This window comes from Microbispora amethystogenes (genome assembly GCF_016863015.1).
Classification (GTDB): Bacteria; Actinomycetota; Actinomycetes; order Streptosporangiales; family Streptosporangiaceae; genus Microbispora; species Microbispora amethystogenes.
On sequence record NZ_BOOB01000013.1, the window covers coordinates 149,251 to 170,275 of the forward strand.

Annotated in this window: 16 protein-coding genes; 8 read left to right on the forward strand and 8 right to left on the reverse strand. The window is 72.9% G+C overall.

The genetic code is table 11. From position 1 onward, the window contains the following. Nucleotides 1-156 precede the first annotated feature (156 nt). Genes Mam01_RS09415 through Mam01_RS09440 form a run of 6 tightly spaced genes read left to right on the forward strand, consistent with a single transcriptional unit; the run spans nucleotide 157 to nucleotide 8,152 of the window. Complete coding sequence (locus tag Mam01_RS09415) at nucleotides 157-246, forward strand: potassium-transporting ATPase subunit F (protein WP_204284988.1); 90 nt, start codon at nucleotides 157-159, stop codon at nucleotides 244-246. Then, on the forward strand, nucleotides 246-1,946 hold the full coding sequence (kdpA, locus tag Mam01_RS09420) for a potassium-transporting ATPase subunit KdpA (RefSeq protein WP_204284989.1): 1,701 nt from the start codon (nucleotides 246-248) through the stop codon (nucleotides 1,944-1,946). The genes Mam01_RS09415 and kdpA overlap by 1 nt, the downstream gene beginning before the upstream one ends. Next, nucleotides 1,943-4,066: a potassium-transporting ATPase subunit KdpB gene (gene kdpB / locus Mam01_RS09425; RefSeq protein WP_204284990.1), complete on the forward strand. Its 2,124-nt coding sequence runs from the start codon at nucleotides 1,943-1,945 to the stop codon at nucleotides 4,064-4,066. The genes kdpA and kdpB overlap by 4 nt, the downstream gene beginning before the upstream one ends. 1 nt (nucleotide 4,067) lies before the next feature. Beyond that, nucleotides 4,068-4,919: a potassium-transporting ATPase subunit C gene (locus Mam01_RS09430; protein WP_204284991.1), complete on the forward strand. Its 852-nt coding sequence runs from the start codon at nucleotides 4,068-4,070 to the stop codon at nucleotides 4,917-4,919. Between the two features lie 9 nt (nucleotides 4,920-4,928). After that, nucleotides 4,929-7,487, forward strand: a complete 2,559-nt coding sequence (locus Mam01_RS09435) for a DUF4118 domain-containing protein (RefSeq protein WP_204284992.1) — start codon at nucleotides 4,929-4,931, stop codon at nucleotides 7,485-7,487. Beyond that, the gene (locus Mam01_RS09440) at nucleotides 7,484-8,152 is read left to right on the forward strand and encodes a response regulator (RefSeq protein ID WP_204284993.1); all 669 of its coding nucleotides are present in this window, start codon (nucleotides 7,484-7,486) and stop codon (nucleotides 8,150-8,152) included. Before Mam01_RS09435 ends, Mam01_RS09440 begins: the two co-directional genes overlap by 4 nt. An 8-nt stretch (nucleotides 8,153-8,160) precedes the next feature. Here Mam01_RS09440 and Mam01_RS09445 read toward each other — a convergent pair whose 3' ends face one another. Further along, on the reverse strand, nucleotides 8,161-8,775 hold the full coding sequence (locus Mam01_RS09445; RefSeq protein ID WP_204284994.1) for a TetR/AcrR family transcriptional regulator: 615 nt from the start codon (nucleotides 8,773-8,775) through the stop codon (nucleotides 8,161-8,163). A gap of 84 nt (nucleotides 8,776-8,859) precedes the next feature. Between Mam01_RS09445 and Mam01_RS09450 the strand changes: the two genes are divergently transcribed. After that, nucleotides 8,860-9,801: an alpha/beta fold hydrolase gene (locus Mam01_RS09450; RefSeq protein ID WP_204284995.1), complete on the forward strand. Its 942-nt coding sequence runs from the start codon at nucleotides 8,860-8,862 to the stop codon at nucleotides 9,799-9,801. 29 nt (nucleotides 9,802-9,830) lie between these two features. Here Mam01_RS09450 and Mam01_RS09455 read toward each other — a convergent pair whose 3' ends face one another. The 7 genes from Mam01_RS09455 to Mam01_RS37270 form a co-directional block, all read right to left on the reverse strand. Next, nucleotides 9,831-9,992, reverse strand: a complete 162-nt coding sequence (locus Mam01_RS09455) for a hypothetical protein (RefSeq protein WP_204284996.1) — start codon at nucleotides 9,990-9,992, stop codon at nucleotides 9,831-9,833. Between the two features lie 136 nt (nucleotides 9,993-10,128). Continuing rightward, the gene (locus Mam01_RS09460) at nucleotides 10,129-10,875 is read right to left on the reverse strand and encodes an ABC transporter ATP-binding protein (RefSeq protein ID WP_239101167.1); all 747 of its coding nucleotides are present in this window, start codon (nucleotides 10,873-10,875) and stop codon (nucleotides 10,129-10,131) included. Further along, nucleotides 10,872-11,825: an ABC transporter ATP-binding protein gene (locus Mam01_RS09465; RefSeq protein WP_204284998.1), complete on the reverse strand. Its 954-nt coding sequence runs from the start codon at nucleotides 11,823-11,825 to the stop codon at nucleotides 10,872-10,874. Before Mam01_RS09465 ends, Mam01_RS09460 begins: the two co-directional genes overlap by 4 nt. Before the next feature lie 28 nt (nucleotides 11,826-11,853). Further along, on the reverse strand, nucleotides 11,854-14,628 hold the full coding sequence (locus Mam01_RS09470) for an FtsX-like permease family protein (protein ID WP_204284999.1): 2,775 nt from the start codon (nucleotides 14,626-14,628) through the stop codon (nucleotides 11,854-11,856). Continuing rightward, the gene (locus Mam01_RS09475; protein WP_204285000.1) at nucleotides 14,625-17,930 is read right to left on the reverse strand and encodes an FtsX-like permease family protein; all 3,306 of its coding nucleotides are present in this window, start codon (nucleotides 17,928-17,930) and stop codon (nucleotides 14,625-14,627) included. Before Mam01_RS09475 ends, Mam01_RS09470 begins: the two co-directional genes overlap by 4 nt. A gap of 294 nt (nucleotides 17,931-18,224) precedes the next feature. After that, nucleotides 18,225-18,377, reverse strand: coding sequence for a hypothetical protein (locus Mam01_RS09480; protein ID WP_204285001.1), 153 nt, complete (start codon nucleotides 18,375-18,377; stop codon nucleotides 18,225-18,227). Nucleotides 18,378-18,460: 83 nt separating this feature from the next. Next, nucleotides 18,461-18,595 (reverse strand): hypothetical protein, encoded by a 135-nt coding sequence (locus Mam01_RS37270; RefSeq protein ID WP_275408933.1) that lies wholly within the window; start codon nucleotides 18,593-18,595, stop codon nucleotides 18,461-18,463. A gap of 780 nt (nucleotides 18,596-19,375) precedes the next feature. On the opposite strand from Mam01_RS37270, the gene Mam01_RS09485 reads away from it, so the two are divergent. After that, the gene (locus Mam01_RS09485) at nucleotides 19,376-20,758 is read left to right on the forward strand and encodes a poly(ethylene terephthalate) hydrolase family protein (RefSeq protein ID WP_204285002.1); all 1,383 of its coding nucleotides are present in this window, start codon (nucleotides 19,376-19,378) and stop codon (nucleotides 20,756-20,758) included. Nucleotides 20,759-21,025 lie beyond the last annotated feature (267 nt).

The following is a 21,025-nucleotide window of genomic DNA, read 5'->3' on the forward strand; positions in this document are numbered from 1 at the left end:
AACCGCATATTTCTCGTGATTCGCTGACTGGGAATCGCCCACTTGAGGGCGGCACAGTGCGAATCAAGGAGTGGGGATGACCGACGTCGTCTTCGCCGCCCTGACGATCGCGAGCTTCGCGATCCTGGGCCTGGTCGTGAGCGCGGTGGAGCGGTTGTGAGCGCCGCCAACGCCGCCGGGCTGGCCGTGGTCTCCGTCCTGGTGATCTTCATGGTCGTGGCCCTGCTGTTCCCGGAGCGGTTCTGATGACCCCTTCGGCAAATTCCGCCGTCGGCGCCGTCCTGGTCACCGGGACCGTCTTCCTCGCCCTGGCGCTCTGCTACCGGCCGCTCGGCGACCACATGTTCCGGGTCTACACCGGTGCCCGGCACTGGCGGGTCGAGCGGGTGGTCTACCGGCTGGTGGGCGTGGACGCCGACGCCGAGCAGCGGTGGCCGGCGTACGCCCGCGCGCTGCTCGCGTTCTCGATCGTCTCCGTGCTCGCCCTCTACGCCCTGCAACGGCTGCAGGACCACCTGTTCCTCAGCCTCGGGATGCCCGCCGTACCCCCGGACCTGGCATGGAACACCGCGGTCGCGTTCGTCACCAACACCGACTGGCAGGCGTACTCGGGCGAGTCGGCCATGGGGCACGTCGTGCAGACCGCGGGCCTCGCCGTGCAGAACTTCGTGTCCGCGGCGGCGGGCCTCTCCGTGGCGGTCGCGCTGGTGCGCGGGTTCGCCCGCGCGAGGAGCGACACGCTCGGCAACTTCTGGGTCGACCTGGTGCGCGGCACGATCCGGATCCTGCTGCCGATCGCGTTCGCCGCCGCGATCCTGCTGGTGGCCGGGGGAGCGCTGCAGAGCTTCGGCGGCCATCACGGCTGGACCACCCTCGCGGGCGGCGGGCAGACCCTCACCCCGGCCGGCGCGGCGAGCCAGGAGGCGATCAAGGATCTGGGCACCAACGGCGGCGGCGTCTTCAACGCCAACTCCGCCCATCCCTGGGAGAACCCCACCGCCTGGACGAACCTGCTCCAGATCTTCCTGCTCCTGGTGATCGCGACGTCCCTGCCCCGGACCTTCGGGCGGATGGTCGGCGACAACCGGCAGGGCTACGTCATCGTCTCGGTGATGGCGTTTCTCGCCCTGATCAGCATCGGCGTGACCCAGACGGCCGAACTGCACGCGGCCGGCACCGTACCCCAGGCCACGGCGGGTGCGGCGCCGCAGTGGAGCGGCCTGGCGGCGGAGGGCCGCGAGGCCCGGTTCGGCGTGCCCGACTCCGCGCTGTTCGCGAGCGCGGCGACCCTGACCTCCACCGGCTCGGTCGACTCCGCCCACGACTCCTACACGGCGTTCGGCGGCGGCATGCTGATCTTCAACATGCTGCTCGGAGAGGTCGCGCCCGGCGGCGCCGGCTCCGGTCTGTACGGGATCCTCGTCCTCGCGGTGATCACCGTCTTCGTGGCCGGTCTGATGGTCGGCCGCACCCCCGAATACCTGGGCAAGAAGATCGGCTCCCGGGAGATCAAACTGGCCTCGCTGTACTTCCTGGCGACCCCCGCCCTGGTGCTGCTGGGCACGGCGGTCGCGATGGGCACGACAGCGGGCCGTGCGGGCATCGGGAACGGAGGCGCCCATGGCCTCTCGGAGGTCCTCTACGCCTTCGCCTCCGCGGGCAACAACAACGGCTCGGCCTTCTCCGGGCTGTCGGCGAACACGCCCTTCTACAACACGGCCCTCGGCCTGTGCATGCTGTTCGGCCGGTTCCTGCCCATGGTGCTGGTCCTGGCGCTGGCGGGCTCCCTGGCCCGGCAGGCTCCGGTCCCCGTCTCGGCGGGCACGCTGCCGACCCACCGCCCGCAGTTCGCCGGCCTGCTCGCCGGGGTGACGATCGTCCTCGTCGCCCTCACCTTCCTCCCCGCGCTCGCGCTCGGGCCGCTCGCGGAAGGACTGTCCCGATGAGCCGGAGGGCTGTCCCGATGAGCCGGAGGACCGTTCGGGGTGCCGGCGGGGGAACGGCCGGTCTCCGGCAGGCGGCCCGCGCGCTGCCCGGGGCGGTGCGGAAGCTGAACCCCGCCGTCATGTGGCGCAACCCGGTCATGTTCATCGTCGAGATCGGCGCGCTCTTCACCACCGTCCTCGCCGCCGCGACCCCGTCCTTCTTCGCCTGGGCGATCACCGGATGGCTGTGGCTGACCGTGCTGTTCGCCAACCTGGCCGAGGCGGTGGCGGAGGGCCGCGGCAGGGCGCAGGCGGCGGCGCTGCGCGCGGCGAGACGCGACACGGTCGCCCGCCGCCTCGTCGACCCGGCCGTCCACGCCAAGTGGGAGGAGATCGGCGCGCCCGACCTGCGCCAGGGCGACCACGTGATCGTCGAGGCCGGCGAGACCATCCCCGGCGACGGCGACGTGGTCGAGGGCATCGCCTCGGTGGACGAGTCGGCCATCACCGGGGAGTCGGCGCCGGTCATCCGCGAGTCCGGCGGCGACCGCTCCGCCGTCACCGGCGGCACCCGGGTCCTGTCGGACCGGATCGTCGTACGGATCACCCAGCGGCCGGGCGAGAGCTTCCTCGACCGGATGATCGCCCTGGTCGAGGGGGCCGACCGCAGGAAGACGCCCAACGAGATCGCCCTCAACATCCTGCTGGCCGCACTGACGATCATCTTCCTGGTCGCCACCGCGACCATGCAGCCGCTGGCCGTCTTCTCGCGCTCGGTCAACCCCGGCGTGGCCGACTCCATCGCCCTCACCTCCGACGGGGTCACCGGCGTCGTGCTGGCGGCGCTGGTCGTCTGCCTCATCCCCACCACGATCGGCGCGCTGCTGTCGGCCATCGGCATCGCCGGGATGGACCGCCTGGTCCAGCGCAACGTGCTCGCCATGTCGGGCCGGGCGGTCGAGGCCGCGGGCGACGTGTCCACGCTCCTGCTCGACAAGACCGGCACGATCACCCTGGGCAACCGGCAGGCGGCGGCGTTCCTGCCCGTGCCGGGTGTGCCCGTGCTGGAGCTGGCCAGGGCGGCGCAGCTGTCGAGTCTCACCGACGCGACCCCCGAGGGCCGTTCCATCGTGGTCTACGCCAAGAACGCGTACGGGCTGCGCGAGCGGGAGCCGGGCGAGCTCGCCCACGCCGGGTGGGTCCCCTTCACGGCGCAGACCCGCATGTCCGGGGTGGACATGGACGGCCGGCGGATCCGCAAGGGCGCCGCCACCGCGGTCATGAAGTGGGTGCGCGACAACGGCGGCCATCCGACCGTCGACGCGGGTCACCTGGTCGACGGCATCTCCGCCTCCGGCGGCACCCCGCTGGTGGTGGGCGAGGTGAGCGGCGGCGCGGCCCGGGTGCTCGGGGTCATCCACCTCAAGGACGTGGTCAAGGAGGGGATGCGCGAGCGGTTCGACGCGATGCGCCGGATGGGCATCAGGACCGTCATGATCACGGGGGACAACGCGCTGACCGCCAGGGCCATCGCGGAGGAGGCCGGGGTCGACGACTTCCTCGCCGAGGCCACCCCCGAGGACAAGCTCGCCCTGATCAGGCGGGAGCAGGAGGGCGGCCGGCTGGTCGCGATGACGGGCGACGGCACCAACGACGCGCCCGCGCTGGCGCAGTCGGACGTCGGCGTCGCCATGAACACCGGCACCAGCGCCGCCAAGGAGGCCGGCAACATGGTCGACCTCGACTCCAACCCGACCAAGCTCATCGAGATCGTGGAGATCGGCAAGCAGTTGCTGATCACTCGCGGCGCGCTGACCACGTTCTCGATCGCCAACGACGTCGCGAAGTATTTCGCGATCATCCCGGCGATGTTCGCCGCGGTCTATCCGGGCCTGGACGCGCTCAACGTCATGCGCCTGGCCAGTCCGCAGTCGGCCATCCTGTCCGCGGTCGTCTTCAACGCCCTGGTGATCGTGGCGCTGATCCCGCTGGCCCTCAAGGGCGTGCGCTACCGGCCGAGCAGCGCCTCGACCCTGCTGCGGCGCAACCTGTGCGTGTACGGCCTGGGCGGGATCGTGGTCCCCTTCGCCGGCATCAAGCTGATCGACCTCGTCGTCCGCCTCCTTCCGGGGATGTCCTGAAATGAAACACCTGCCCAGTTCGATCCGCCGGCACCTGGCCGCCGTCCGCGCGGTGCTGGTGCTCACCGTGGTGACGGGGGTCGTCTACCCACTGGCCGTCACCGGGGTCGCCCAGGTCCTGTTCCGGCACCAGGCGAACGGCAGCCTGGTCGAGCGGAACGGCAGGGTCGTCGGCAGTTCACTCGTCGGCCAGTCGTTCACCGACTCCTCCGGCGCCCCGATCCCCCGTTACTTCCAGAGCCGGCCGGCCGCGGCCGGGCACGCGTACGACACCACCGCCACCGGGGCGAGCAACCTCGGGCCGGAGGACGTCGTCGACACCCTCCCCGCGCCGGGCCGGACCGGCCGGCGGTCCCTGCTCACCCAGGTCTGCGCGCGCTCGCTGGCGGTGGGGCGGCTGGAGGGCGTCAGCGGCGCCCGCCCGTTCTGCGCCCCCGGCGGGGTCGGCGCCGTCCTCAGGGTCTTCCCCGCGGCCGGCGCCGCGACCAGGGCCGTCTCGGTCAACCAGGCCTGCCCGGCCACCCCGTTCGTCCCCCGCTACCAGGGCGTACGGGTCGAGTGCGCCCGGCCGGGCGAGGACTACTCCGCGGGCCGCACCGTGCCCGTCCGAGGCGCCGTCACCCGGGTCGCGGTCCCTCCTGACGCGGTCACCGCCGGCGCGTCGGGGCTCGACCCGCACATCTCCGTGGCGTACGCCGTGCTGCAGGCGCCCCGCGTCGCGAGGGCCCGCGGCCTCACAGTGGAGAGGGTGCTGGACCTCGTCCGGCGGCACACCGTGAGCCCCTGGCTCGGCTACGTGGGCCGCCCGGTCGTGAACGTGCTCGAACTCAACCTCGCCCTGGACGGGGAGTAGGAGGCCGCGGTGGCACGCGGGCGGCTGCGGATCTACCTGGGCGCGGCACCGGGAGTGGGCAAGACGTACGCCATGCTCGACGAGGGCCGCCGGGGCCTGGAGCGCGGCCGGGACGTCGTCGTCGGGCTCGTCGAGACGCACGACCGCCCCCGGACCGCCGCGCTGCTGGCCGGCATGGAGGTGATCCCCCGCAGGCAGGTGATCTATCGGGGGGCCGCCTTCGGCGAGCTGGACGTGAAGGCCGTCATCGCCCGCCACCCGAAGATCGCGCTGATCGACGAGCTGGCGCACACCAACGTGCCCGGCTCCGGGCACCCCAAGCGGTGGCAGGACATCGAGGAGATCCTCGACGCCGGCATCGACGTGATCTCCACCGTGAACATCCAGCACCTGGAGTCGGTCAACGACGTCGTGTTCCAGATCACCGGCATTCCGCAGCGCGAGACCGTGCCGGACGAGGTGGTGCGGCGGGCCGACCAGGTCGAGCTGGTCGACATGTCGCCCGAGGCGCTGCGCCGCCGCATGGCGCACGGGAACGTCTACCGGCCGGAGAAGATCGACGCGGCTCTGTCCAACTACTTCCGGGTGGGCAACCTCACCGCCCTGCGGGAGCTGGCGCTGCTGTGGGTCGCCGACAAGGTCGACGAGCAGCTCGACCGTTACCGCGCCGAGCACGGCATCGCGGGCACCTGGGAGGCGCGTGAGCGGGTGGTGGTGGCCCTCAGCGGCGGGCCCGAGGGAGACACCCTGCTCAGGCGGGCGGCCCGCATCGCCGACCGGACCAAGGGCGCCGACCTGCTGGCCGTACACGTGACCACCGGCGAGGGGCTGACCGGCGCGCACCCGGCGCACCTGGCCCGCCAGCGGGCGCTGGTGGAGAGCATGGGCGGCAGCTATCACCAGGTCGCCGGCGCCGACATCGCGCACGCGCTGCTCGACTTCGCCCGCGGGGTCAACGCCACCCAGCTGGTGCTCGGCGCGTCCCGGCGGGGCCGGCTGGCCCGGCTCCTCTCCCCGGGCGTCTCGGTGATCACCACCGCCGACTCCGGCTCGATCGACGTGCACATGGTCACGCACGAGGAGATGAGCAGGGGACGGCGCCGGGCGCCGCGGCGGGAGGCCGCCCTCACGCCGGGACGGCGGCTGGCCGGCTGGGTGCTCGCCGTCCTGGGGATGGGCGCGCTGACCGCCGTGCTGCTCCCGTTCCGCGACGAGCTGCGGCTGCCCAGCGAGATGCTGCTGTATCTGCTCATGGTCATCGCGGTCGCCCTGGCCGGGGGCCTGTGGCCGGCCCTCGCCGCCGCCGTCGGCGGGTTCCTGCTGCTCAACTGGTTCTTCACCGCGCCCACGCACACCTGGACGGTCTCCGACCCGGAGAACGTCTTCTCGCTGGTCGTCTTCGTGCTCGTCGCCGCCACGGTCAGCGCCGTCGTGGATCTGGCGGCCCGCCGTACCCGCGAGGCCGCGCGGGCGGGCGCGGACGCCGCGCTGCTGTCCACCCTGGCCGGGCACGTGCTCCGGGGCGACGCCGCGCTGCCGTCCCTGCTGGCCCGGCTGCGGGAGACGTTCGGCCTCGCCTCGGTCACGTTGCTCGAACGTGCCGGCACACCCGTCCCGGACGACCGGAGCGACCCGCGGGCGTGGCGGATCGCGGCCACCGCGGGCGGCACGCCCTGCACCAGCCCGGCCACGGCCGACACCGACGTCGTGATCGACGAGGAACTGACGCTCGCGGTGCGCGGACGGCTGCTGGACGCCGCCGACCGCCGGGTGCTGGAGGCGTTCGCCGCGGAGGCCGCCGTCGCGCTGCGCCAGCGGCGGCTGCGGGAGGAGGCCGACCAGGCCCGGCCGCTGGCCGAGGCCGACCGGATGCGTACGGCGCTGCTCGCCGCCGTCGGCCACGATCTGCGCACACCGCTGGCGTCGGCCAGGGCCGCGGTCGAGAGCCTGCGCACCACCGGCGTCGACTGGTCGCCCCAGGACCGGGAGGAGCTTCTCGCCACCGCCGACGAATCGCTGATCAAGCTGAACCGGCTGGTGGACAACCTGCTCGACATGAGCCGCCTGCAGGCGGGCGTGCTCGGGCTGGCGCGTCAGCCGGTCGCCCTGGAGGAGGTGGTGCCCAGGGCGATCGACGACCTCGGGCCGCCCGGCGACCGCGTCGACGCCGACGTCTCCGTCGAGCTTCCCGAGGTCGTCGCCGACGCCGCCCTGCTCGAACGCGTCCTGGTCAACCTGCTGTCGAACGCGGTCCGCTACAGTCCGCCCGAGGAGCGGGTCCTGGTCACCGCCAGCGCGTACGGCGACCACGTGGAGGTCCGGGTCGTCGACCGCGGCCCCGGCATCCCCCGCGAGGCCCACGACCGGGTCTTCCTGCCGTTCCAGCGGCTGGGCGACCGGGACAGCCACACCGGCGTCGGGCTGGGCCTGGCCCTGTCGCGCGGGCTGGCCGAGGCCATGGGTGGCACGCTGGTCCCGGAGGAGACGCCCGGGGGAGGCCTCACCATGATCCTCACCCTGCCCGTCTCCACACCGGTGCCCGCCGTACGTCCCAAGGAGCTTCCGTGATCCGCGTCCTGGTGGTCGACGACGAGCCGCAGATCCTCCGGGCGCTGCGGATCAACCTGGTCGCCCGCCACTACGAGGTGGCGACGGCCGCCGACGGCGGCACCGCCCTGCGCCAGGCCGCCGAGTTCAATCCCGATCTGGTGCTGCTCGATCTCGGCCTGCCCGACCTCGACGGCGTGGAGGTCATCCACGGCCTGCGCGGCTGGAGTGCCGTGCCGATCGTGGTGCTGTCCGGCCGGGCCGGAAACCAGGACAAGGTCGACGCGCTGGACGCCGGCGCCGACGACTACGTCACCAAGCCCTTCCACGTCGAGGAACTGCTGGCCCGCATCCGCGCCGTCACCCGCCGGACCTCCGTACCCGAGGCAGAAGCGGCGCGGATCACCGTCGGCGACCACATCGTCGACCTGGCCGCCAAGACGGTCTCGGGAGACGTGCGCCTCACCCCGACGGAGTGGCGCATCCTGCAGATCATGCTGCGCAACCCCGGCAAGCTGATCAGCCAGCGGCAGCTGCTGACCGAGGTGTGGGGCAGCACCCACGTCAGGGAGACCCACTATCTGCGGCAGTACCTGGCGCAGTTGCGCAAGAAGCTCGAACGCGACCCCGCCCGCCCGGTCCACCTCATCACCGAGCCCGGCATGGGCTACCGCTTCGCCCCCTGACCGTCACGTCACGCCGGTCGGCGTGCGAGGCCGAGATGGTCGAGGTGGTAGGAGATCGCGGTCGTCGCGTTCTCGGCGGTGCGTTGACCGAGCAGGACTCCGGTGCCGAGTCCCGCGGACAGGGCGAGCAGGATGGCGGCCTCGGTGCGGGGGTCGCGGTGCGGGGGCAGGGCTCCGTCGCGCTGGGCGCTGCGGAGCTGGTCGGCGAGGAAATGCTCCATGGCGTCGGGGGCGCGCAGGAAGGGCTGGGCCGCCAGTGCGGGGTCGGTGGCCGCCTGGACCGCGTAGGCGGTGTACACGAGGTGGAAGGTGCGGCTGTCCTGGTCGGTCGGGAGCGCCTCGGTCAGCACGGCCTCGATGATCGTCCGGGGGTCGTCGGGGGCGCCGGCGTCGCGTACCCGGGCCTGGATCCGTTCGCGCTGGCGCCCGGCCAGGTGGCCGAGCGCGGCGAGCAGGAGTTTCTCCTTGGTTTCGAAGTAGTACTGCACCAGGCGCAGGGAGACGTTCGCCTCGGCCGCGACCGACCGCATCGTGACCGCGTGCAGGCCCTGGCCGCCGGCGACGCGGAGCAGCGCCTCCAGGATCTGGGTGTGCCGTGTGTCGCGGTCGGCCAGTTTGGGCATCGCCTGTCCTCTGTGATCACGGAAAAGTTTGGTACATGTGTATTATCTCTTTGATACACCGGTATTAAAGATTCCGGAGGCGGCATGACCAGGACCACGGTGGGGCGGTTCACCGGCGAGGAGGCGAGGGAAGAGTTTCTGCGGGCGTACGAGCGGGCCATGGAGCTGTGGCCCCGGCCGCGCTGGGAAACCGATGTCGAGACCAGCTTCGGTGTCGTCCACGTGCACCGATATGGAACCGGCGAGGGCGATCCCGTCGTGCTGCTGCACGGCGCCGGCGCCAACGCCGCCACCTGGTACCCGCAGGTCGCCGCGCTGGGCGAGCGCCACCCGGTGATCGCGGTCGACACCATCGACGACCCCGGACGGAGTGTGCAGCACACGGTGGTGGCCGACTCGGCCGACAACGCCCGGTGGGTGAACGAGGTGCTGGCCGGGCTCGACCTGCGCCGCGTTCACCTGGTCGGGCTCTCCTATGGCGGCTGGCTGGCCCTCAACCAGGCCATCCACGGCCCCGAACGGCTCGCCTCCGTCATCCTGCTGGACCCGGGCGGCGTGAGCAGGGTGCCCGCGAAGTTCTTCCTCAACATGATCGCCGGAGCCCTGGCGATGCTCGCCCCGCGCCGGTTCCGCCCGCGGCTCGGACGGCTGCTGGCCAACGTCGCGCTCATGTCACCCCCCGAGCTGATGAAGCCGATCATGATGGGGTATCGCACGTTCGGACCCACCCGCCCGCCGGCCCGGCCGTTCACCGACGAGGAACTGCGCGCGGTGTCCGTACCCACATTCGCGCTGCTGGCCGGGCGGAGCGCACTGCTGGACGTCTCCGCCGCCCGGCGCAGGATCCAGAACCTCATCCCCGGCGTCGAGGTCGACGTCCTGCCCAAAGCCGGGCACGGACTCCCGCTGGAGGTCCCGGACCTGGTGAACCAGCTTATTCTCCGCTTCATCGACGCCCAGACTTCAGACACACAGACTCCGGACGCCCAGATTCCGGCGAACGAGCAGCACCAGGCCGATCTCTGAGAGCTGCCTCGTTCCTGAGACCTCCCGAGTCAGCCGGGGAGGCCGGGGAGGAACTGCGGCCCCTGGCCCCAGAACGAATGCCACAGCGCCGCCAGCAGCCAGAAGACGCCCAGGCCGATCGCGGCACCCAGCACGACGACGAGAACGATCAGTTTGAGCAACGCGTGGGTGGAGCGCCGGGAGACGGCCATGCGCTGATCTTCGATCGCGCCCGGGGACCGGTCAAGGGCGGGCCGGGGTCACTGGCCGTACGAGAATCGGAGGCGCGCGTTGATCAGGACGTTGAGCCGGGAGGCGGTTGCTTCCGCTCCCGCGAACCCGGCTCGATCACGCCGTGGGGGTTTCGGCGGCAGGAGAGCCGGCCTCGGTGAGGGTGCCGTCGTGGAGTTCGAGGACCCGGTCGGCGACGGCGATGAGGAGGGGGTCGTGGGTGGCGACCAGGGCGGTGACGCCCTCGCCGCGTACGACGGCGTGGAGCAGCTCCATGATCTGCCGCCCGGTCTGGGAGTCGAGCTGGCCGGTCGGCTCGTCGGCTATCAGCAACCGGGGCCGGTTGGCGAGGGCGCGGGCCACCGCCACCCGTTGCCGCTGGCCGCCGGACAGCTCGTACGGCCGCTGGTTCATGTGCTGGTCCAGCCCGACCATGGACAGCAGCACGCGGGTGCGTTCCTCCCGTTCGGCCGCGGGTGTGCGGAGCAGGCGCATCGGCACGCCGACGTTCTCCGCCGCCGACAGGACGGGGATCAGCCCGAACGACTGGAAGACGAACCCGATGACGTCGCGGCGCAGTTCCAGCAGTCCGGCCTCGGGCAACTCGCTGACGACGCGCCCCGCCACGGTCACCCGCCCCGTGTCGGGGCGGTCGAGCCCGCCGATCTGGTTCAGCAGGGTGGTCTTGCCGGATCCGGAGCGGCCGCGGACGGCGATCAGCTCGCCGGGGTAGGCCTCGAACGACACCTCGCGCAGGGCCACCACCTTCTTGGGCCCCGTCCGGTACGCCTTGCCGACTCGCTCCACGACGACGAGCGGCTCCCCCGGCCGGCCGGGGGCGACGGATGCGTCTCGATCGCTCACTTCGGCTCCTCCGGCTCTTCCGGCCGGGGTTTGTCCGGCCATACGCCGATGTGGTCGCGCTCGAGTTCGAGCCGCACCCGGCGCTCCATGTCGAGGGCGTTGATGAAGTCGCGGGGCAGTTGGAGGCGGCCCACCCGGTCGAGCACGGCGTACTCCTCGGCGATCACGTCGCCGCCCTCGGACGTCCGGCGGAGCGTCTCGCTGCTGGTGCGCCCGTCCCGGATGCCGACGGTCCGGTCCACCTGCTCCGACACCGTCGCGTCGTGCGTGACGATCACTGTCGTGACGCCGAGCTCGCGGTTGGCGCGGCGCAGCGCGGCGAACACCTGCTCGGAGTTCTCGCTGTCCAGTTCGCCGGTGGGTTCGTCGGCCAGGACGACCTGCGGGGAGTTGGCGAGGGCCACGGCGATGGCCACCCGCTGCTGCTCGCCGCCGGACATCTCGCCCGGCCGGCTGCCGGCGCGGTGCCCGACGCCGAGCAGGTCGAGCAGTTCACCCGACCGGACCGCGCGGGCTGTACAGGACCCCTGGCCGGCCAGGCGCATTGGCAGCCGGACGTTCTCGGCGGCGGTCAGATAGGGCAGTAGGTTGCGGGCCGTCTGCTGCCAGACGAACCCGACGACCTCGCGGCGGTAGCGCAGCCGGTCCTTGGCGGTCATGGCGAGCAGGTCGGTCCCGGCGACCCGCGCGACTCCCGCGGTGGGCACGTCCAGCCCGGACAGCACGTTCAGCAGGGTCGACTTGCCCGACCCCGAGGCGCCGACGACGGCGATCAGCTCGCCCCGGTCGACGAGCAGGTCGAGCCCCTGCAGCGCGACCACCTCGACGCCCTCGGTCTTGTAGATGCGCACGAGGTTGTCGCACAGGACGTGCGCGTGCTCCCCGAACGCCGGCCGTGCCTGCCCGGCCCGCGCCTCCAGCTGGGAGAGCGTCGGAGTGTTCAACTCCACCTCACTCACCTCGTCACCTCACTTCGCCTCATTCGCCCGAGCGCAGGACAGAGCCGGGGGGCCGGCGGCCGGTCAGGGTGTGGAGGAACGCGCCCGCCACGGCGACCGCGGCGAGGCCGGCGGCCAGCAGCACCGGCGTGGTCAGGTCGAGGTCGTACGCCCGTACGGCGAGGTCGCCCGCGTAGACGCCGAGATCGACGCCGGGCCCGAGGGCGGAGGGCAGGGCGAGGCCGAGGGCGAGACCCGCGCACGCGGTAAGCGCGATCATCGGGACGACCTCCAGCACGGTGAGGCCCGCCGCCCGGCGATCCGACAGACCGAGCGCGCGCAGGTAGGACAGCGCGCGTGCCCGGTCGGCGGCCCCGGCGACCAGTGCGATCACCACGGTGAGCAGCGCGTATACGGCCAAGGCAATGGTCACGATGCGGAAACCATCCTTGATCGTTTCGGCGAGAGGAGTCGCGGTGATCTTCCGGCGCGACCCCTCGACGGTGACCACCCGGACGTCCGGCAGGCCGCCCTCGGCGGCCCGCAGCCGGTCGCCGTCGAGGCCGTCGCCGCCGCTCCCCGATCCCCGGACGAGCAGCGTCGAGGTGTACGGGCGGGTGCCCGCCCGGGCGGAGGCGTCGTATGGCACGACGACCAGGTTGCTCGTGGCGGTGGTCAGTCCGGGGAGCCCGCCCGTGACGACACCCCGCTTGGTGATCCGCATGCGGACGCGCCAGCCGATCTCGAAGGTGCTCAGATGCGCCAGGTCGGGCGAGACCAGAGCGGGGATGCTCTGATCGGAAGCGGCCTGGGCCGGAGTGCCCTGGGCGGGGGTGGTCCGGACTGGAGTGCTCTGGGCGGCGGCGTCGTCCGGTGGCGGGCTCGGCACCTTCAGCGGGGACCCGGCGACGAGGCGGCGGTAGGCGTCGAGGTCCACCGCGACGACGGTCACGTTCCGCCCGCCGAGATCGAGCTGGGCCAGTCCCTTGTCGACCGGCACGACCGCCCGTACGCCCGGCGCCCGGCGGATCTTCTCGATCACCTCGGGCGGCAGCCCGGACTCGCGCTCCACCCTCGCGCCGGCCCCGGTCGCCTGCCACGCGGCGAGGCGCTGGGCGCCTTCCAGCGTGCCGCCGGCCACCGCGCCGTACACCGAGACGGCGAGCGCGGGCAGCAGGATCAGCACGGGCAGCGCGCCGACCTGCCCGGCGCGCGCCGCCAGGGCCAGCCCCACGAACGGCACGGCGCCCCGGGCCCGCGCCGCGAGCCGCGCGAACAGGCGCAGCGGGTACGGATAGCAGCGCAGCGTGACGAGCGCCGCGGCCACCGTGAGCATGACCGGGACGAGCATCAGGAACGGGTCGGCCCCCCGCGCCTCGACGCCGGTGGTGAGACCACGACTGCGCAGCAGGTACGCGCCCGCCAGCGCCAGGACGACGACCAGCAGCTCCAGCACGGTCCGCCGCGGCGAACGACGGCGGCCCGCCACGTCGTCCCGCCGGACCGGCAGCGGGGTGCGATGGGCGAGCGCGACGCGGGCCGCCGCGAAGCCCACCGTGGCGACGGCGAGGACCAGCGGTCCGGCGTACACGATCGGCGTGCCGGGCCCGGACATCGCGGGCAGCAGGAAGGAAAGGCCGTACCCGGCCAGAACGGCCGGGACGACGGCCAGTGCGGCCGTTCCGGCGCCCGCCGCGACGACCTGCCCGAGCGAGGCCCCGCGCGCCCGGGCGAGAGCCAGCGCGTCGCGCATCCGCTCGGTCAGGAGCTGGACGGCCAGCGCGATCACTCCTCCGGCCACCGCCACCAACCCGCCAAGGACCAGGAACATCAGCGCCCGGGCGGTCGCGAGCCGCGCCAGGAACCCGGTCAGCACCCGTCCGAGCGAGGTGTCCAGGACCTCCGCGAAACTCCCGCCCCCGAATTTGGCGGCCTCGACGCCCAGGACGCGCCGGTAGTCGGCCACCCCCTCGACCACGGACGCCGCGTCGCGTGCGGTGACGGCCGAGGGGTCCACAGCGATGCTCCAGACATAGACGAGGTCGCGTCCCTCGCCGGTCAGTTCGGTGAGGGAGGCCTCGCCGGTCAGAGCGGTGATGGTCAGCTCCTCGCTGTCGCCCCCCGCGACGGGCCGTGTCGTGACCTCGGCCATGTCGCGGTTGCGCCGCCAGAACCGGTCGCCTGGGGCGATCGGCTCGAACAGGCCGGTGACGCGGGCGAGCACGGGATGGCTGTGGCCCAGCACGAGAGTGGCGCCGAGGGGGATGTCCATCTTCTCCGCGGCGGCCCGGGGCAGGGCGATGTCGAATCGGCTGACGTCCAGCAGCTCCGAATGGCCCGGCACGCTCGCCACGGTGGCCGGAGGCCCCGGCGGCGACCCTTCCACGTAGCGGACGCGGCGCTCGGCGCCGGACACCCAGCCCAGGTTGACGTACTCGGCCGGTCGCCGCTTCTCCGGCCCCAGGAAGGCGGCCACGGGCGTGCCGAAGGTCTTGGCCGCGAACCGGCCGTCGTCGCCCCGGCGGGCGTCGAGGATCGGCGTGAGGGACGGCGGCACCAGCGCCCGCCACCGGCGGTCCTGCGTCCGGAACCCCTCCTCGCCGGTGATGTGCTCCCCGAGGACCGCCGGGCTCAGCGCGACGGTCAGGTCGGTCGCCTCGGCGGGGTCCTCGGCGAGCAGGGCGTGCGCGGCCCGGTCGTAGGCGGCCTCGAACCGCCGGGGCAGCCCGGCGACCAGCAGCGACGCGCTCAGCGCCAGCAGCGCGAGCACGGCCGCGGCGCCCTGGTGGACCCTGAGCGGAAGCAGCGGGTTCATCGGTCCTCCCCGGCGCGCAGCGCGCCACCGAGACCCCGGCGGCGCAGCGAGTGCGCCAGGCCCGCGACGATCGCGAACAGCAGCACGGCGACGACCACCGGCATCGCGACCGTCGCCACCCACGGGACCTGGAGCACCACCTCGGGGGTTACCGACGCCGCCTGGCCGGTCAGCACGAGATGCGGCACGACCAGTGCCGCGACCCCCAGTGCCAGCACGGTCCCGGCGGCGAGGGACAACCCGATCAGGAACGCCTGCTCCACCGCCAGCAGGGCGAAGACCTGCCGTCCGCTCACGCCGAGAGCGCGCAGGACCGCGAACTCCGCGGCGCGCTCCCGCGCCGCCACGGCCGCGTTGACCAGGAAGCCGAGCACCGCGAAGACCAGCGCGGCGGCGAAGCCCAGCACCAGCGCGCCCTGCAGTCCGCTCGCCAGCGGGTCGTCCCGCAGCCGCAGCGTCAGCGCGCCGAGATCGACGACGGTCTGTTCCCATTCCGGATGGCGGGCCAGCGCCGCCGCGGCCCCGGCCGTGTCGCCGCCCGCGGTGGACATCCACCACTCGGCGGGTACACGCGGCTCCCGCGCCCCGGCGAGGTCGGCGGCGAGCAGCGTGGGCAGGTCGGCGAGGACGACCGGCACACCGGCGGGCGTGCCGGGCATCGCCTCGACGACGCCGGCGACGGCCACCCGGAGCCGTTGCCCGTCCAGGGTCAGCAGGCCGGTACGGCCCTCGGCGAGCCTCTCCCTGGCCGCGACGTCCGCGGTGATCACCACCGGCAGCGGGCCGCCCGCCCGGCCGTCCAGCTGGGAGTCGGCCGAACCGCCCTCGGCGACCAGACTGACGTACTCGGGATCGGGGCCCTCGCCGGCGTTCCGGCCCTCGGGCGCGGGCAGGGTGAGGGTGAAGATCCCCGCGCCGGTCGTGACACCGGGAAGGCGGTCGCCGCGCACGCCGTCTCCCCACTGGGGTCCCCACCGCAGGCCCTCGGGCAGGGCGACCGAAGCGCCGGTGTCGGTCGTGATCGTCTCGACCGAAAGGCTCACCCCGCCCTCGGGGACGGGGACCGGCACCCGCACGACGAAGCCGCGGACGTCGAGCGGATAGCTCAGCCTGCCCGACCGCCCGGCCAGCGCGGCCAGGTCGACCGTGACCGGGTGCGCCTCGCCGTCGGCCACGAGCGGGCCGACGGTCACCTGCTGCCGCACTCCAAGGGAGTCCGCGACCACCATCCGGAGGTCCGGACCCGAGGAGTCCGATCGGCGCAGGCTCCCGGACGGCGCGCCAGGGCCGAGCCGTACGGAAAGGGTCAGTCTCTCCGGCGTGCCGGGCAGCGGGACGGCCGAGACCGCCGGCCGTCCCGCGGCCAGGCGGGCGACCAGCGTGCGCACCGGGCGGCTGCCCAGGTCGGGCCGGAGCATCAGCATCGGCCCGAGCTTGTCGGCGTCCGCCGCCAGCAGAGTGCCGTTGCCGCCCGAGAAGGCCATGGTGCCCCGATAAACCGGCGTGATCGCCGTCACGCCGGGCAGCCCCGCATAGACCGGCCCCCTGCCGAGCCGCCCCAGCTCACCCGACACCGGCGCGGCCGACACCCGCAGGTCGGCGCCCGCCTGGTGCCTGGCCTGGTCCACCTGCGACCCGCGCCAGGTCGCCGCCGTCGTCATCGACACCACGCCGATCGCCACCGCCATGGTGAGCAGCAGGGCGGGACCGGAGTACCGCTCCGGGCGGCGGCTCACCTGCCAGGCGCCCAGAGCCGGAGCCAGACCCGCCCTCCGCGAGGTGAACCGCTCGGCGACCCGCGAGACCCGCGGCACCAGCCGCAGGCCGAGCATGCCGCCGCACAGCAGCGCCAGGGCGGGCCCCGTCACGATCAACGGGTCGACGCCGAGCCCGCCGCCGGAGGTCGCGACCACCGGAGCGCCGTAACGCCGGAGCTGCCAGATCGCCAGCGCCGCCACCACCACCAGCGCCACGTCACCGCCCGCCCGTTGCAGCAGCCCCTGCCGGGCGCCCCGGCCGCGTTCCACCTGCTCCTCCACATACGTGCGCCGGGCGCCGCGCAGAGCGGGAAGCGCGAGCAGCACGGCGCACGCCAGCGCCACCGCGGCCGCCAGGCCGAACGTCGCGGCGCCGGGGCGCGCCACGACGCGGACCCCTGAGGCCCGGATCCACGGGATCGCGTCGACCAGGCCGAGCAGCGGCGGCGCCAGGATCGGGGCCAGCGCCGCGCACGGCGCCGCCACCAGCAGGGCCTCCCCGCCCGCCGACAGCGCCAGACGCACCCCGCCCGCCCCCCGCGAGCGCAGCAGCGCGACCTCCATACGCCGGTGGTCGGCCAGCAGCCGCGCGGTCAGGACCAGCGCGTACGCCGCGAGCAGCAGCAACTGCAGGACCGGGACGAGCATCGTGGACCGCGCGACCAGCGCCGCCCGGTCGAGCTGGGTGAGCATCCCGGGCAGGCGGGTCACGGTCTCGCACACCGGGCAGTCACGCTTCAGGTCCTCGCCCAGCCGGGCGACGGACGCGGCGAAGGGCCGCAGTCGCCGCGGGGTCAGCGCGCCGAGATCAGGCACGGCCGTCCAGGTCACGGCGACGCTCGTGCGGGCGGTGAACCTCGCGAGGAAGGTCTCCCCGGGCACCATGAGAGGGCCGTAGGTGGTGTAGTCGCCGTGCTGGACCCCCCGGCGCAGCAGCTCGTCGCCGTCCCACCGCCCCAAAGAGGAGTCGTCCAGCCGGAAGACGCCGGTCAACCGGGCGCGTACGGCCGCGTCGTCGAGCCGGCCCACCACGCGGAACTCGTCGCCCACGGCCAGGTTCATCGCCTGCGCGGCGGACTGGGAGGCGGCGACCTCGACGACATCGCCGGAGACCGGCCGCGGCCAGACACCCTGGATGAGCCGCGCGTGCCCTTCCAGCCCCTCGTCCACACCGAACCGGGTCAGTTCCGGGTGCTTCGACCGCTCCTGGCCGGGGAGCGCGTAGGAGTCCGAGCGGGCGCTGAGGCGGACGTCGTACGGCACAGAACCCCCACCGGAGTTCGCGAGGGCCGCGAGGCGGGCGCGTACGGCGCGTTCGACGCCGGCGAATGTGCTCTGCCGGACGGATGCGGTGATCGTCGTCGCGACGGTGCCCGGCGGGACGTTCTCCATCGCCCGCCGCACGCCGACCTCGGCGACCGAGGAGGTGTACGTGGCCAGCGCGACCAGCGTCGTGGTCGCCAGCAGGATCGACCCGAAGGCGGCCAGGAGGAGCGACGGCTCACTGAGGGCACGCCGCACCACCAGAGGTGCCCGCACTCCCATAAGCCGCCTCCCACCACGCGTCCGCATTACCACCATCACGCTGCTTCAGATCTCCGAAGCAGCCCCTTCTTCTCCCGCAGGAGGTTGTGCGCCACGAGGCACTGGGATGAGCGGAGGATGCGCTTGACCGGCACGTCTGTCTGTCATGCGTGTCTAGTCCACCATGGTGCGACCGGCAACCCCTTCAGGACGGGTAGGGGCGAGCGCGAATTCACGCATGGGTGACGACGGTCGTATTCGTGCTCCCTGGCCGCGTGGGGAGAGTCGCGAGTAAGCGTTCCCCTGGACGTGGGCTCAGCCGGGGAGGAACTGCGGCCCTTCTCCCCAGAACGAATGCCAGAGCGCCGCCAGCAGCCAGAAGGCGCCCGCGCCGATCGCAACACCCAGCACGATGACGAAGACGACCAGCTTGAGGAACGCGCGGGGGGATCGCCGGGAGACGGCCATGCACTGATCTTCGATCGCGCCCGGGGACCGGTCAAGGGCGGACCGGGGTCACTGGCCGTACGAGAGTCGCAGGCGTGCGTTGATCAGGACGTTGAGCCGGCGCCGCAGACGGCCGGTTCGGGGAGCTCCCCGGGCGTCGGCAGCGTCCAGTGCAGCGAGCAGCCGTTCTCGGCGGGCCGGATGTCGAAGCGGATCTCGTCGCCGGACCGTTCGGGCAAGAGCGAACAGACGACCGGCTCCGGTCTGACCGCGCGCGGCAGGCGGGGTTCCACCTCGTCCGGACGCGGATCGAGCCACTGCCGTCCGCCCTGACGCCGCGGTTCGGCCAGGCTTCCCACACGACGTGGGCGGGAGGCGGTTGTCTCCGCTCCCGCGAACCCAGCTCGTTCACCCCGCCAGATCAGTCCCTCCGGCGGGCACTTCCCCGGGCCGGCGATCGCGGGACCGCGGCGTGGTGTCCGCCGGATCCCGAGGAACGCCACAGGCATGCCCTCGGATGATTGTTAACGCTAACAAACCGACGTCGTCTTCGTCCTCCGTTTCGAGAGACCAACCGGTGGTGGTTGGGGCGGAGCAAAGCCGAGGCGGTGGCCCGGTGTCAAGTGCCGCGGTACGTCCGGACGCGAGCGCGGGAGGGTGTGCACGCGGTCCAACTGCCACATCAGGGGGCTCTGCGCGGTCAGCGGTGACAGCGGCAGGGTGAAACGTTCATCCGATGACTCCGCTCCCGGATCACGCGCTGACCGTGGCGATGCGGGATCACGAGGCGATTCACGCGGCGCGGGCCTTTCGCGGCTTCACCCTACTCTTGACACATTTCGGTGAGGTTTCCACACTGAGCCCCGAGGCGGTCTCCCGCTGTCCGGTGGTGGTGCGCGGGGCGGAGGGCCGCCATTCGCGACGCCCGCATGGTGTGCGCTCCCCCGCCCGGGAGCACGGCGTCCAGCGCTGAATGCCCCGCGTTCCCCTTTTCTGTTTTCAGTCATGGAGGCTCAGGCATGGGCGCACACGCAGTTCCGCCGCCGGGGACCCGGCGACCGTCCACGGACCCGCCCGCGTCCGGGCCCGGCTCGCGGAGCCGGTCGCTCCGACGTGCGCTGGGCCGGGCGATGGCGGCGGCGGTGGCCGTCGTCGGGCTGTTCTCGGCGGCCGTCGCGACCCAGTCGGCCTCGGCCGCGGACAATCCCTACCAGCGCGGGCCGAACCCGACCCTGGCGAGCGTCGCGGCCAACAGAGGGACCTTCGCGACCGCGCAGACCAGCGTGCCGGCCGGCAACGGCTTCGGCGGCGGAGTGATCTACTACCCGACCGACACCAGCCAGACGTTCGGCGGGGTCGCGATCGTGCCGGGCTACTCGGCCCTCTTCGCCAACGAAGAGGCCTGGATGGGCCCCTGGCTCGCCTCCTTCGGCTTCGTGGTGATCGGCATCGAGACCAACAGCCGCACCGACAGCGCGGACGCCCGGGGGACCCAGCTGCTCGCCGCGCTCGACTACCTCACCCAGCGCAGCTCGGTGCGCGACCGGGTCGACCCGAACCGGTTGTCGGTCGTCGGCCACTCTGCGGGCGGCGCGGGGGTCCTCAGCGCGATCCTGCGGCGGCCCACCCTGAAGGCCGGGATCGGGCTCGCCCCCGGCTCGCCCGTCGGCGACTACGGCCTGTCCAACGACCGCGTGCCGACGATGTTCATTTCCGGCCAGCGGGACACGACGGTCACGCAGTCCTACCTCAACGGGCTCTACACCACGATCCCGGCCTCGACGCCGAGCGCGTGGGTGGAGATCACCGGGGTGGACCACCTGTTCGCGACGCGGGCCAACACGACCGAGATGCGGGTGCTGATCCCCTGGCTGAAGATCTGGGTGGACAACGACACCCGGTACACCCAGTTCCTGTGCCCGCTGGCGGACTCCAGCAACATCTCGATGTACCGCAACAAGTGCCCGTACGTGCCGCCGGGCGGGTCGCCGTCGCCGAGCGCCTCCCCCTCGTCCAGCCCGTCGCAGTCGCCCTCCCAGTCACCGTCGCAGTCGCCGTCCCAGTCGCCGTCCCAGTCACCGTCCACCAGCCCGTCGCCCCCGCCGCCGGGCGCCTGCGTGGCCGAGTACCAGCCGCAGAACTCGTGGCCCGGCGGCTACCAGGCGTTGGTCACGGTGAAGGCGGGCAGCTCGGCGATCAACGGCTGGACCGTCAGGTGGACGCTCGGCAGCGGCCAGACGATCAGCCAGGCGTGGAACGGCACGCTGAGCACGAGCGGTTCCGCGGTGACGGTGAAGAACGCCTCCTACAACGGCTCGCTCCCGGCGGGCGGCTCGACCAGCTTCGGGTTCCTCGCCACCGGCACGCCGTCGACCCCCACCCTCACCTGCACCAGCCCGTGACCGCTCACGGCACGGCGGGTCGATCGATGTCCCGTTGACTCCGGAGAGGGCCGGGCAGACGACCCTCTCCGGGCTCCGGCAGGGCCTCTTATGGCGGTGGGAGGCCCTGCCGGAGAACACCACTCTTCACCGCCATCCTGATCAGGGCTTCTGGGTCGCAGGCCATGCCCCGGACACCACTGCGTCTTCTCGGAGCAGAGTTCCTGGTCCAAGCCGGTTCGAGGTGTCCGTACCCGCCGGGTATTGGAGAAAGTGAATTGTCTGATT